Below are 11,900 nucleotides of genomic sequence, written 5' to 3' on the forward strand. Positions count from 1 at the left end.
CCATCAGCCGAAACCGTTTGGCTGTGGGCGAAATTCGCTGTTCGCCGCGTCGCGATCACTCGTCGAACGCGGTGTCGTGATCAAGCGGTCGCTCGTCGCGCGCACGGCGGCTGCCGACGATGGCCCGCCCCTTTTTTCGTATACCTGGGTATCGGTTTTCGCTGGTCTCCGCTTGTGCGACTCGCCGGATCGCGCGGTCCCGGTTCACGCCGAAGCGCAGATTCGAGGCGCACCCATTTCACGCCGAAGCGCGGATTCGGGGCGCGAATCTGCGCAGATTCGCGCCGCTGCGCAGTTTCCGGCGCGGCGCAGGTTCGCGCCGCAGCGCAATTTCCGGCACGGCGCAGTTTGCGCCGCAGCGCATTTTCGCGGAGTTTCACAGATTACCGTCACCGCTCATTCAGTAGATTCTCAACCTCGATTTGCCAGGCGACACAACGCCCCCTGTTTGAGATCAATGCCGGTATTCGAGGTTCGCCCATATCACCGAGCGAACACGAAATGCCGACGAACGAGAACCTGAAGCAGACACTCGAAGGGGCCAACGGATGAACCGTTGACCCCTCGGGAAGCAATTGTGAATTCGGCGCAACTGCCTCGTTTCGCTTTATCGCTTCAATTCTCGGCAGCGACTGATTCCAGTCGAATCAGCTCTCCGCTGCTTCGTATGCCTGCACGATCTCGAGCGGAATGCGTCCACGATCGCCCAGCTGATAACCGTTCGCCTGTGCCCATTCGCGGATCTTTGCCGTATCGCGCTTGGGACCGGCCGAGCCGGAGCCCGCACGACGCCCGCGACCGCCCGGGTTGGCTACGCGACGAGCCTTGGCGATGAACGGGGCGAACGTTTCACGGAGCTTCTCGGCATTCTCTGTCGACAGCTCGAGTTCATAGGTACCTTGGTCGAGGCTGAAGCGAACGGTTTCCGACGCTTCCGAACCGTCGAAATCATCCGTGAGAACGAGTCGCATCTCCCTTGCCATGTTCACTCTTTTCATAATCAGAGGTATTTGCCGCTGTCAGCTTAACATCTGATTCATGATTATCGCCTAATTCGCTAACCTCGTGCTCCGAATAGAATTTATCGATCTGCTCGCGTTCCGTCCGGTCCGCCCGCAAGATGTTTCTCATCACGTACCAGAACAGCAAACCGACGCAGATTGACGGCAAAAGAGCCTTGATCAGATCCAACATCCGCTCATCCTTCCTGAGCCATTTCCGAATTACCGGCAGCAATCGGCTTCGTGAATGGGAAGAGAATGGTTTCTCGAATTCCCAGGCCGGTCAATGCCATGAGCAGGCGATCGAGCCCCATTCCCATGCCGCCGGTCGGCGGCATTCCGTGCTCCATTGCGGTGAGGAACTCTTCATCGAGACCCATCGCCTCTTCATCGCCCTCGGCGGCGTCGGCCGCCTGCGCCTCGAACCGGTCGCGCTGGACGACCGGGTCGACGAGCTCGGAATAACCCGTGGCCAGTTCGAACCCGCGGACGTAGAGATCCCATTTCTCCACCACGCCCTTCTTCGTCCGATGCTCACGAACCAGGGGCGAGGTGTCGACGGGGAAGTCGGTGACGAAGGTCGGCGCCCACAGCTTGTCCTGGTAGAAGTGCTCCCACAGTTCTTCCACGTACTTTCCGTGCGAGCGGAACACTCCGCCCATGTCGACCTGGTGATCGGTCGCGATCGCGTCGAGGACGTCGAGTCCGGTCTCCGGCGTGACGTCGACCCCGGATTCCTCCGACAGAGTCTCATACATGCTCACGACGGGCCAGTCGCCGCCGAAATCGTAGTCCGTGCCGTCCTCCAGCTTCACCACGAGGGACCCTGTGGCGTCCTGTGCCGCGTTCTGGACCAGTGCCTTGGTCAGCTCGGCGATCGAGTGGTAGTCGCCGTAGGACTGGTAGGCCTCGAGCATCGCGAATTCCGGAGAGTGGGTGGAGTCGGCTCCCTCATTCCGGAAGTTGCGGTTGATTTCGAAGACGTTCTCGATCCCGCCGACGATCGCGCGCTTGAGGAACAGCTCCGGAGCGATGCGCAGGTACATGTCGATGTCGTAGGCGTTCATGTGGGTCTTGAACGGGCGGGCCGCGGCGCCGCCGTGCATGACTTGGAGCATCGGAGTCTCGATCTCGACGAACTCCTGCCCCGCGAACGTCCGGCGCAGGGATGACATGACCTCGGCCCGGGTCAACATGGTCCTGCGGGCTTCCTCACGGGTGATGAGGTCGAGGTAACGCTGACGGACGCGAGTGTCCTCGGCCAGCTCCGTGTGCAGGCCGGGCAGCGGGCGCAGCGCCTTGCTGGCCATCGACCAGGAATCGGCGAGGACGGAGAGCTCGCCGCGCTTGGACTTGATCACCTTGCCGTGGACGAAGAGGAAGTCACCCAGATCGACATCCGTCTTGAAGTCGCCGAGTCGCTCCTCCCCCACTTCGCGCAGGGACAGCATGCCCTGAAGGCGGGTGCCGTCGCCTGACTGCAGGGTCACGAAGCAGAGTTTGCCTGTGGTCCGGACGAACACGACCCGTCCGACGACGCCGACGATGTCGTCGGTCTCGTCACCGGCTTCCAGCCCGTCATGCGCGGCGTGCACTTCGGCGAGGGTATGCGTGCGCGGAATCGCGACCGGATAGGCCTCGGTGTCGGAGTCCAAGAGCCGCTGACGCTTTTCCTTGCGGATCCGGATCTGCTCCGGATCGAGATGTTCGGGTGAAAGGTCTGCGTTCTCGGGCGTGTTCGACTCGGTATCTGCCATACCCTCAAGGCTACCGTGAGCCCGGCCCCAGGGGGAATTCGCCCTCGCGCAGCTCGGGCTGCCGATCACTCCAGGCGGAAGAGGATCTCCTGCGCCTGCTCGGCCGTGATCCGACCCAGGCCCAGAGCCTTGGCTGTGGTGGATCTGGCCAAAGCGATGTAGCTGTTGCGTGCCGCTGGACTGGACACGCTGAGACTGAATTCGCTCAGCGCCGCGAGGTGTGCCGAGACAGTGCCCACATCCCCCCGGCTGATCGGCCCGGTCAGCGCCTTCTGCCCGTTCTGCAGCGTGTTCGTCACGCTCGCATCGACGAGGGTTGTGAGCACGCGCGAAGGATCGTCGACACCCGCCTCAGCGAGCATCTCCATGGCTTCGGCGATGATCGTGATGGAATGATTCGACGCATGGGTGATGGCGGCATGATAGAGCGGACGGTCCGCCTCGGCGACGTCGACCGGTTCGGCGCCCATCTCGACGACGAGAGCCTGGCCCACCGGACGGATCGGTGCCGGTGCTGTGACGGCGATCGTCGCCTGCCGCAGACGTGGAAGGTCGACGGCCGTGCCGGTGAACGACAGTGAGGGGTGCAGCGCGATCGGCAGCGCGCCGAGGCTGGTCCCGGCTTCGAAGACGTCCGTGCCGTACCGGCCGGAGCAGTGGACGAGGATCTGACCAGCGTGGATGCGCGAGACCTTGGCCAGGCCGTTGACCAGGGAATCGATCTCGTCGTCGGGAACGGTCAGGAGCAGGAGTTCGGCACGGTCTGCGATCTGGTCAGGGGGCAGGACCGGCACCCCGGGGAGCATGTCTTCGGCGCGTTCGCGGCTCGCCGCCGAGGAGGCGCTGACCCCGATGATTGCATGGCCTGCTTCGCGCCAGGCGGCCCCGATGGTCGCCCCGACCTTCCCACAGCCGATGATTCCGATTCCCAGGCGAGGGGCCTCGTCCTGATTTGCGCCTGGGCGGCTCATGGTCTGCCTTCCTTGGCCCTGCGGGCTTCCTCGTCGTAGTGCTGCCGCGCGAGCCGCGTGCGTTCGGAGTGTGCGCTGAAGAACTGTTTCGCGTCGTCGACACCCTGATGTGTGACCCGGGGGTCGACGGGGCCCGCCGTGGAGTGCACGGCCACCGTACCCAGACCGAGCGAACGCATGAGCGGACCCTGGTGATAGCTCATCGACTGCACTCGCACATGGGGCACGAAGTCGACGCGACGGTCCAGGACACCCAATCGCAGCACGAGGAGAGATCCGGTCACGGCATAGGCTCGCCGCTTCCACACCAACGGATCGATGAGTCGGGAGGAGCGAGGCTGTCCGTGGAAGAGCTCTTCCGCCATTTCGGCCTGCGGGTCCTTCGACCTGCGGTCGTACATGGCCGATCGCACCAAGGTTCCTGCGCTGACGTCCTCCGACAGCTGCGGATCCGGCAGCGCCAGGCCGACCATGAGCAGCGCCTGGTCGATGTCGCCGACGGGGAGGAGGACGTTCGTTTCGCCCGCCCCTCCGGCACTGGCGATGTTGTATTCGACCTTCCACCAGCCGGCCCTCCGCCACAGCAGCGGCTGATGCAGGCACACGGCCTGCAGCCGGTCGAGTGGGATCACCTTGCGGGAGGTGGAGACGAGCCCGTGGTTGACGGCCAGTCCGTTCTCACCCAACCTGACCACGAAGTTCGCATTGTCGAGGTTCTTCCGGAAGACGGAGAATGTGGCGAAGAGTCCGGGGATGACAGCGACGAGCATGGGGATGAATGCTTCCGTCTGGCCCAGCGCCAGGAGCACGATGGCCAGCGCCGCGACACCGAGGACGACGAGGATCGAGATGATCGTCTCCGTCTTCAGCAGGGAGGAGACCACGACTCGGTGCACGGGTACTCGGATGATCTCGCCGGCCTCGCTGACCTTGGCGGAGACTCTGTACGGAGCCATGAGCTCATTGAGGCTGGACTCGGCTTCGAGCGAAGCGCCTTCGGCCAGCGACCCGAGGCGCTTGCCCAGGCGGACGCCGATGCTGTCGTCGCGGCGTTCGGGCACGCTGCGATCGATGGCGGCCCGTGAGCCGGGGCCCGACTCCGTGCCGAGGCCAGGCTCTGTGCCGGGACCCTCGGGCATGCCGACATCGAGAGGGTCGTCCGACGTGGCTCCCAGGTCGGAATCCGTCCCTGGTGCCGCCTCGGCGGATCCTCGAGCCTCTGGTGACTGTTCCCCGACTCGGGCACCTCGCTTCTTCGACCGGACGGTCGAAAGGAGTCCGTCGCGCAGCTCCTCCGCTCGTTTCTTCGACAGGTATTTCAGCGAGACGTTGGAGTCGGTGCCGCCGGCGACGTCGAAGACGAGCTCCGCCATGCCCAGCAGCCGGGGCAGCAGCTTCTGCTGCAGGTCGATCGACTGGACGCGGTCGAGCCGGGCCTTGCGCTGCTTCTTCGACAGCAGTCCGCGCCGGTAGTAGATGGCCTCGGAATCGATCCTGTAGCCCATCACCCTCCAGGCCAGCCAGCTGAAGAGGGCCGTGAGCAGGAGGATGAGCACGATCCCACCGACACCGCCGAGGATGACGAGCGGGTGTGCACGCAGCCAGCCGGCGAATCCGAGGTCGACGCCGTCGCCTCTGGCCAGGTCTTCGATCGCGGTCTGGGCGAAGTTCTGCAGACCGTAGGCAACCGCGATGAAGATGCCCACGAGGACGCCCAGGCTCTCGAGGATCGGGGTCAGGGGGTGGACCCGGTGCCACACTTCGGGGGCGGCGACCTCACTGTTCGTGGTCCCGGACGGCTGCTGGCCCGGGTGCTCCGCGGCCATGCTCACAGGCCCGCCAGGTTGGCCTGACCCAGACCGGCCAGGCTGTCGCGCAGCCGGTCGGCCTCGGCGCGGGGCAGCCCTGGAATGGTGGCGTCGGTGGAGGCGGAGGCTGTGTGGAGTTTGACGGACGCCAGGCCGAACATGCGGTCGATGGGGCCGGCGTCGACGTCGACGAACTGCAGGCGTCCGTAGGGAACCACCGTCGCCTTGTGGAACATGATTCCGCGCCGGATGAGCAGGTCGTCGGCCCTTTCCGCATATCCGATGGCCTTGGCCTGACGCAGGGTGATGACGATGAGGAGAACCGTGAACGCCACGAGGACGGCCCAGATCGCGTGCAGCCACGGCACCTCGGCGGTGTAGATGATGGCGAAGACGAGGGCCACGACGATCATCGGGACGAGGACCGTCAGAGAGGCCAACGTCTCCTTGAGACCGTACTTGGTGCTGACCCTGTTGAAGTCGGCATCGATTCCGGTCAGGTAGTTGAATTCGCGAGTCATGCTGCTTCGGCTCCTGGTGGGTCCTGAGGGGGCAGTTCGCAGAATCCCTCAACGATCATTCCGACGACCATCAGAGCTGCGGCTGCGATCATAGCGAGAAGCATCCCTGCCGCCAAGTCATTGCGGATGCCCGGTGCGGACAGGAAATAGTAGGCGGCGTTGCCCATGTACCAGCCGGCCAGACCCGCCCCGGTCAGAGCGCTGGCCTTGGCCATGACGGCTACGCGAGCGGCCTGGAGCGGATCGATCTCCTTGGTGCGGTCGCCGTCGTTCCATTTCTTGATCGGCCACCCCAATACGAGCAGGATGGCCGCGAGCACGAGCATCCCGATGATCGCGAACCAGGGCAGGCCCGGTAGTGAGAAGCCCTGGCTCTCGAGGACGACATCGACGACGGGTGCCAGCACTGCGCCGATGACGGCCCAGATGACGAGAGTGCCCGACGATGTTCGCTGCATAGCTCCAAGTCTCTCAAACCTCGGGCCCGGATGATGCCGGTATCCGTGTGATTTCCTGATCGTCCAGTTCGGCGAGGATCGCGGTGATCGGACGTCGACCCGTGGGGGTGTCGATTTCGACGTCGTCTTCGAGCTCTGCCCAGGGTGCGAGCACGAAGGCGCGTTCGTGCGCGTGCGGATGGGGCAGTGTCAGCACGGCGGTGTCGAGGACGAGCTCGCTGTCGTTGGTGCCGAAGCGGATCAGGTCGATGTCGAGTGTGCGCGGACCCCAGCGAAGTTCCCGTGTCCGGCCGCAGGCGACCTCGATTCCCTGCACGACCGCGAGCAGCTCCCGAGCCGGCAGACTGGTGCTCACGATGAGGCCGAGGTTGAGGAAGTCGTTCTGTTCGACTCCGCCCCAGGGCGAGGTGCGGTAGAACGAGGATCGTTTCAGGACCGCGATTCTGGGGTGCCGGTCGACAGCCTCGACGGCCTGCTCAAGAGTGTCGCCGGCATCGCCGAGGTTGGCCCCGAGACTGAGGTAGGCCCCGGTCTCGACGGGCTCGGGTTCGTCGGTTCCGGGACTGGCGAGAGTGCCGTCGGCGCCGCGGGAACGGACGACGGTGACGCTGACGTCGTTGAAGCTGCGTTCGATCGGGGCACCGGGTTTGTGGACGACGACCTCGACGTGCCCGGCCAGGCTCAGACAGTGCTCGGCGATCCGTCCGGCGAGGGTTTCGATGAGGTCGAAGGTGTTGTCCTCAACGATGCGAGCGACGTCTTCGGCCAGTTCGCCGTAGTGGACGGTGTCGGCGATGTCGTCCGAGTCCGCAGCCCGAGCCAGAGAGGTGGCCAGGGTGACGTCGATGACGAAATCCTGGCCCTCGCGCTTCTCGAAGTCGAAGACCCCGTGGTTGCCGCGCACTCTCAGTCCGCGCAGGTCGATCCGATCCGGGCGGCTGCTCATGCCTCCCCCTCGGCCGGCGGCACGGGGGCCTCGGCAGGCCGGACGGCTGCCCCGGCGGGCCGGACAGGTGCCCCGGCGGGCCGGCCATGTGCGGCCACGGCGTCGACGACCTTGGCCGCGATCGCCGAGGTTGTCGGTTCGTGAACGCGCACCGCCCAGGCACCGGCCTTGGCCGACAGCGCGGTGATCGCGGCCGTAGCCTGATCCTTCGCGGCCTCAGGAGTGAGCATCGGGTCCTCGGGCGAGAGCAGTGTGGAGATGAAGCGCTTCCTGCTCGCAGCCACGAGGAGCCGGTGGTCCAGCTCCGCGAAATCGTCGAGGGCGGCCAGGATCTGCCAATTGTGTTCGGCGTTCTTCGAAAAGCCCAGGCCCGGATCGAGGATGATGTTCCCATGCTCGACGCCGACGGCGATCGCCTCGTCGATCCTCGTCTTCAGCTCGGAGATCACCTCGGCGACGACATCGTCGTAGTGGAATGATGCCGATACGCGGTCGAGGTAGCCGCGCCAGTGCATGAGCACGACGGGGGCCTGAGTCTCGGCGGCGACGGTCAGCATCGTCGGATCGGAGAGTCCGGCGGAGACATCGTTGATGATGTGTGCGCCGACGCCCAGAGACGCCTCGGCGACCTTGGCGCGCATGGTGTCGACGCTGATCACGGCTCCTGCCGCCGCCAGTTCCCGGATCACCGGGATGACTCGGCGCAGCTCCTCGTCCTCATCGACGCGCACAGAGCCGGGACGCGTGGACTCGCCGCCGACGTCGATGATCTCGGCGCCCGAATTCACGAGTCGGAGGCCATGGGCGATGGCTGCCTCGTGATCGAAGTAGCGGCCGCCGTCGGAGAAGGAGTCGGGCGTGACGTTGAGTACGCCCATGATCTTCGTGCGTTCCTGTGTGGGCATGACGGGCGGCTACCTCCGCAGGATCAGACTCATGGCTTCGGCACGGGATGCCGATTCGCGCAGTTGTCCGCGCACTGCCGAGGTGATGGTCGAGGCTCCCGGCTTGCGGACTCCGCGCATGGTCATGCACAGGTGCTCGGCCTCGACGACGACGATCGCACCCTGGGGTTCGAGGTGTTCGACGAGGGCATCGGCGATCTGGGTCGTCAGCCGCTCTTGGACCTGGGGACGACGAGCATAGACCTCGACGAGGCGGGCCAGCTTGGACAGACCGGTGACCTTCCCGTTCTTACTCGGAATGTAGCCGATGTGGGCGACCCCGTGGAAGGGAACCAGATGGTGTTCGCACATCGAGTACAGGTCGATGTCGCGGACGAGGACCATCTCCTCGTGGCTGATGTCGAAGGTCATCCCCAACACGTCGGCCGGGTCGCGATGGAGACCCGAGAAGACCTCCTCGTAGGCGCGGGCGACCCGAGCAGGGGTCTCCACCAGCCCCTCCCGGTCGGGGTCCTCGCCGACGGCGATGAGGATCTCCCGGATCGCCGCGGCGATCCGGGGCTGATCGACCTTGTTGGCGGTGCCGGCCGGAGCCTCGCCGAGAACCTCCGTCACCTCTTCGAGCTCAGACATCAGTAGCCGCTCTCCCTGCCGCCGTCGGGATTCTGCGTTCCGGTCGGACCGTCGGGGTTGTGTGGCCCGGTCGGACCGTCGGGGTTGATCGGTCCCGTGGGATTCTCGGGAACTTGGGGACCGTCGGTGCCTGTCGGTCCCGCGCCGGGGGCATCGGTCGTGCCGACCTGCGAGTCACCGTTCCTCTGGGCGTTGCGGTCTTCGCTGAGTGGAGCGGGCGGATCGATCGGACCGCGTTCGGAGACGGGGCGTTCGTCGTTGGCCAACCACACTTCCCGGATGGGGCGTTTGACGATGGGACCGAAGATCGCCGCCAGCGCGGCCTGGTCGAGGGTCTCATGCTCGAGCAGCTGGTAGGCGAGGTCGTCGAGGACGTCGCGGTTGTGCGTCAGCGCCCAGTAGGCGTCGGCGTGGGCGGCATCGATGAGCTCGCGGACCTCGTGGTCGATCGAGGACAGGGTCGAGTCACCGTATTCGTCTCCCCCACCGTACCCACGTCCGGCGAAGGGTTCCCCCTGGTCGTCGCCGATCTTGACCATGCCCAGCTTCTCGCTCATGCCGTATTGGGTGACCATCTTCCGGGCGATGCTCGTCGCCTTGTCGATGTCGCTGCTGGCACCCGTGGTGGGGTCGTGGAAGACGACCTCCTCGGCCACTCGCCCACCCATGGCGTAGGCCAACTGGTCGAGCAGTTCATTGCGGGTCGTGGAGTACTTGTCCTCACTGGGCAGGACCATGGTGTAGCCCAGGGCGCGGCCGCGAGGCAGGATGGTGACCTTCGTGACCGGGTCGGTTTGGTTCATCGCCGCGGCCACCAGTGCGTGTCCGCCCTCGTGGTAGGCGGTGATGAGGCGTTCCTTGTCCTTCATCAGGCGGGTCCGCTTCTGTGGGCCTGCGATGACACGGTCGATCGCCTCATCGAGGATGCGGTTGTCGATGACGTCCGAGCTCTCCCGGGCGGTCAGCAGGGCCGCTTCGTTGAGCACGTTCGCGAGGTCGGCGCCGGAGAATCCCGGCGTGCGCTTGGCGATCTGGCCCAGGTCGACGTCCGCGGCCAGGGGCTTGCCCTCGGCGTGGACCTCGAGGATGTGCTGACGGCCCCTCATGTCGGGGGCTTCGATGGGGATCTGCCGATCGAAGCGTCCGGGGCGCAGGAGCGCAGGGTCGAGGACATCGGGCCGGTTGGTCGCAGCGATGAGGATGACGTTGGTCTTGATGTCGAAGCCGTCCATCTCGACGAGCAGCTGATTGAGCGTCTGCTCGCGCTCATCGTGGCCACCGCCCATGCCGGCGCCGCGCTGGCGACCGACGGCGTCGATCTCGTCGATGAAGATGATGCAGGGGGCGTTCGTCTTGGCCTGCTCGAACAGGTCACGGACACGGGAGGCACCCACGCCGACGTACATCTCGACGAAGTCCGAGCCGGAGATCGAGTAGAAGGGAACGCCGGCCTCACCGGCCACGGCCTTCGCCAGCAGGGTCTTGCCCGTACCGGGCTGACCGTAGAGGAGGACGCCCTTGGGGATCTTGGCGCCCACTGCCTTGAATTTCTCGGGTTCGGCCAGGAACTCCTTGATCTCCTCGAGCTCTTCGAGCGCCTCGTCGACGCCCGCGACGTCTGTGAACATGACGTCGGGGTTCTCCTTGTTGACCAGCTTCGCCTTCGACTTGCCGAAGTTCATCATCTTCCCGCCCGACATCTGCGAGATGAGGAACCAGAAGACGACGAAGATGATGATGAAGGGAATCAACGTGCCCAGCAGAGACATCAGCCAGCTCTGCTTGGGCACCTCGTCGGTGAATCCCTTGCTGGGTTCGGCCGAGTCCACGGCCTTGATGATTTCGTCCCCGCGCTGCTGAACGTAGAAGAACTGGACCTTCTTGCCGAAGTCCTCGCCCTCGATCGTCAGATCGTCCTTCAAGGTCAGATCGACGCGCTGATCCTTGTCGACGATCTTCGCCTGTTCGACCTTGTCATCATTGAGCAGTTTGAGACCTTGCTGGGTGTCGATCTGGGTGAATCCGGATTGGCTGAACAGCAGAGCACCGACCGACACTACGAGGAGCGCCAGCACGATCCAGATCAAGGGGCCTTTCGTCGCCTTGTTGAGCAGTGGGCGACGCTTATTCGACTCGGCCATAAGTCCTCTCAGGAAAAAGATGTGGGCAACCGGTTCAGGCTACCGAGGCTGCCTGGGAACATCCCCAACAGCCTAATACCTCGCACCGACATAGCCCGAATGCGCCCGGATGTATTCCCGGACGGGACAGGCCCTGCGCGGATGCGTGGAACGCTCGTGCGCGGTTCTCAGCTGTAGACGTGCTGAGCCAGGGTGGCGACGAACGGAACATTGCGGTACTTCTCCGCATAGTCGAGGCCGTAGCCGATGACGAATTCGTTCGGGACGTCGAAGCCGATGTATTTGACGTCGATGTCGACCTTGACCGCTTCGGGTTTGCGCAGCATCGTGCAGATCTCAACCGTGGCCGCTCCGCGCGAGCGCAGGTTCTGCACCAGCCATGACAACGTCAGCCCCGAGTCGATGATGTCCTCGACGATGAGCACGTGACGGTCGGAGAGGTCAGTGTCGAGGTCCTTGAGGATGCGCACGACGCCGGATGATTTGGTGCCCGAACCGTAGGAGGAGACAGCCATCCAGTCCATGGTGACCGGCGAGTGGATCGCCCGCGCCAGGTCCGCCATCACCATGACAGCACCCTTGAGGACGCCGACGAGCAGAATGTCCTTGCCCTTGTAGTCTTCATCGATGGCGGTGGCCAGTTCAACGAGTCGTGCGGCTATCTGTTCTTCCGAGACGAGTACCTTTTCGATGTCATTGCCGAGATCGTCGATGTCCACTGGTGTCGTTTCTCCTCGCTTGGGATGGGTGTGCTTCCAT

General features: G+C 64.6%; 12 protein-coding genes. All 12 read right to left on the reverse strand.

All coding sequences use genetic code 11. From position 1 onward, the window contains the following. Nucleotides 1-647: 647 nt before the first annotated feature. Nucleotides 648-983 carry a histone-like nucleoid-structuring protein Lsr2 gene (locus BKA07_RS16930; protein ID WP_167952085.1) on the reverse strand — a complete coding sequence of 112 codons (336 nt, stop codon included), beginning with the start codon at nt 981-983 and terminating at the stop codon, nt 648-650. Further along, on the reverse strand, nt 949-1,194 hold the full coding sequence (locus tag BKA07_RS16935; RefSeq protein ID WP_167949066.1) for a hypothetical protein: 246 nt from the start codon (nt 1,192-1,194) through the stop codon (nt 949-951). Before BKA07_RS16935 ends, BKA07_RS16930 begins: the two co-directional genes overlap by 35 nt. 4 nt (nt 1,195-1,198) lie before the next feature. Next, nucleotides 1,199-2,758: a lysine--tRNA ligase gene (lysS, locus tag BKA07_RS16940; RefSeq protein ID WP_167952087.1), complete on the reverse strand. Its 1,560-nt coding sequence runs from the start codon at nt 2,756-2,758 to the stop codon at nt 1,199-1,201. A gap of 65 nt (nt 2,759-2,823) precedes the next feature. Next, nucleotides 2,824-3,729 carry a Rossmann-like and DUF2520 domain-containing protein gene (locus BKA07_RS16945; RefSeq protein WP_167952089.1) on the reverse strand — a complete coding sequence of 302 codons (906 nt, stop codon included), beginning with the start codon at nt 3,727-3,729 and terminating at the stop codon, nt 2,824-2,826. Further along, complete coding sequence (locus tag BKA07_RS16950) at nt 3,726-5,555, reverse strand: PH domain-containing protein (protein ID WP_167952091.1); 1,830 nt, start codon at nt 5,553-5,555, stop codon at nt 3,726-3,728. Before BKA07_RS16950 ends, BKA07_RS16945 begins: the two co-directional genes overlap by 4 nt. A 2-nt stretch (nt 5,556-5,557) precedes the next feature. Next, nucleotides 5,558-6,058 (reverse strand): PH domain-containing protein, encoded by a 501-nt coding sequence (locus BKA07_RS16955; RefSeq protein WP_167952092.1) that lies wholly within the window; start codon nt 6,056-6,058, stop codon nt 5,558-5,560. Further along, nucleotides 6,055-6,516 carry a DUF3180 domain-containing protein gene (locus BKA07_RS16960; RefSeq protein ID WP_167952094.1) on the reverse strand — a complete coding sequence of 154 codons (462 nt, stop codon included), beginning with the start codon at nt 6,514-6,516 and terminating at the stop codon, nt 6,055-6,057. The genes BKA07_RS16955 and BKA07_RS16960 overlap by 4 nt, the downstream gene beginning before the upstream one ends. Before the next feature lie 13 nt (nt 6,517-6,529). After that, nucleotides 6,530-7,462: a 2-amino-4-hydroxy-6-hydroxymethyldihydropteridine diphosphokinase gene (gene folK / locus BKA07_RS16965; RefSeq protein ID WP_167952096.1), complete on the reverse strand. Its 933-nt coding sequence runs from the start codon at nt 7,460-7,462 to the stop codon at nt 6,530-6,532. Beyond that, nucleotides 7,459-8,367, reverse strand: a complete 909-nt coding sequence (gene folP, locus BKA07_RS16970; RefSeq protein ID WP_167952098.1) for a dihydropteroate synthase — start codon at nt 8,365-8,367, stop codon at nt 7,459-7,461. Before folP ends, folK begins: the two co-directional genes overlap by 4 nt. A 9-nt stretch (nt 8,368-8,376) precedes the next feature. Continuing rightward, entirely contained in the window at nt 8,377-9,000 is a 624-nt protein-coding gene (folE, locus tag BKA07_RS16975; RefSeq protein ID WP_167952100.1) for a GTP cyclohydrolase I FolE, read from the reverse strand. Beyond that, the gene (gene ftsH / locus BKA07_RS16980) at nt 9,000-11,141 is read right to left on the reverse strand and encodes an ATP-dependent zinc metalloprotease FtsH (RefSeq protein WP_167952102.1); all 2,142 of its coding nucleotides are present in this window, start codon (nt 11,139-11,141) and stop codon (nt 9,000-9,002) included. The genes folE and ftsH overlap by 1 nt, the downstream gene beginning before the upstream one ends. 167 nt (nt 11,142-11,308) lie before the next feature. Next, the gene (gene hpt / locus BKA07_RS16985; RefSeq protein WP_167952104.1) at nt 11,309-11,860 is read right to left on the reverse strand and encodes a hypoxanthine phosphoribosyltransferase; all 552 of its coding nucleotides are present in this window, start codon (nt 11,858-11,860) and stop codon (nt 11,309-11,311) included. Nucleotides 11,861-11,900 lie beyond the last annotated feature (40 nt).

Source organism: Brevibacterium marinum (assembly GCF_011927955.1).
In the GTDB taxonomy this organism is placed as follows: Bacteria; Actinomycetota; Actinomycetes; order Actinomycetales; family Brevibacteriaceae; genus Brevibacterium; species Brevibacterium marinum.

What these genes read in the sequence shown, in the direction of transcription:
- lysS (WP_167952087.1), bottom strand. Translation starts at nt 2,758, where the DNA reads ATGGCAGATACCGAGTCGAACACGCCCGAGAACGCAGACCTTTCACCC.
- BKA07_RS16955 (WP_167952092.1), bottom strand. Translation starts at nt 6,058, where the DNA reads ATGACTCGCGAATTCAACTACCTGACCGGAATCGATGCCGACTTCAAC.
- BKA07_RS16935 (WP_167949066.1), bottom strand. Translation starts at nt 1,194, where the DNA reads ATGTTGGATCTGATCAAGGCTCTTTTGCCGTCAATCTGCGTCGGTTTG.
- BKA07_RS16950 (WP_167952091.1), bottom strand. Translation starts at nt 5,555, where the DNA reads ATGGCCGCGGAGCACCCGGGCCAGCAGCCGTCCGGGACCACGAACAGT.
- folK (WP_167952096.1), bottom strand. Translation starts at nt 7,462, where the DNA reads ATGAGCAGCCGCCCGGATCGGATCGACCTGCGCGGACTGAGAGTGCGC.
- folP (WP_167952098.1), bottom strand. Translation starts at nt 8,367, where the DNA reads ATGCCCACACAGGAACGCACGAAGATCATGGGCGTACTCAACGTCACG.
- BKA07_RS16960 (WP_167952094.1), bottom strand. Translation starts at nt 6,516, where the DNA reads ATGCAGCGAACATCGTCGGGCACTCTCGTCATCTGGGCCGTCATCGGC.
- BKA07_RS16930 (WP_167952085.1), bottom strand. Translation starts at nt 983, where the DNA reads ATGGCAAGGGAGATGCGACTCGTTCTCACGGATGATTTCGACGGTTCG.
- folE (WP_167952100.1), bottom strand. Translation starts at nt 9,000, where the DNA reads ATGTCTGAGCTCGAAGAGGTGACGGAGGTTCTCGGCGAGGCTCCGGCC.
- BKA07_RS16945 (WP_167952089.1), bottom strand. Translation starts at nt 3,729, where the DNA reads ATGAGCCGCCCAGGCGCAAATCAGGACGAGGCCCCTCGCCTGGGAATC.
- ftsH (WP_167952102.1), bottom strand. Translation starts at nt 11,141, where the DNA reads ATGGCCGAGTCGAATAAGCGTCGCCCACTGCTCAACAAGGCGACGAAA.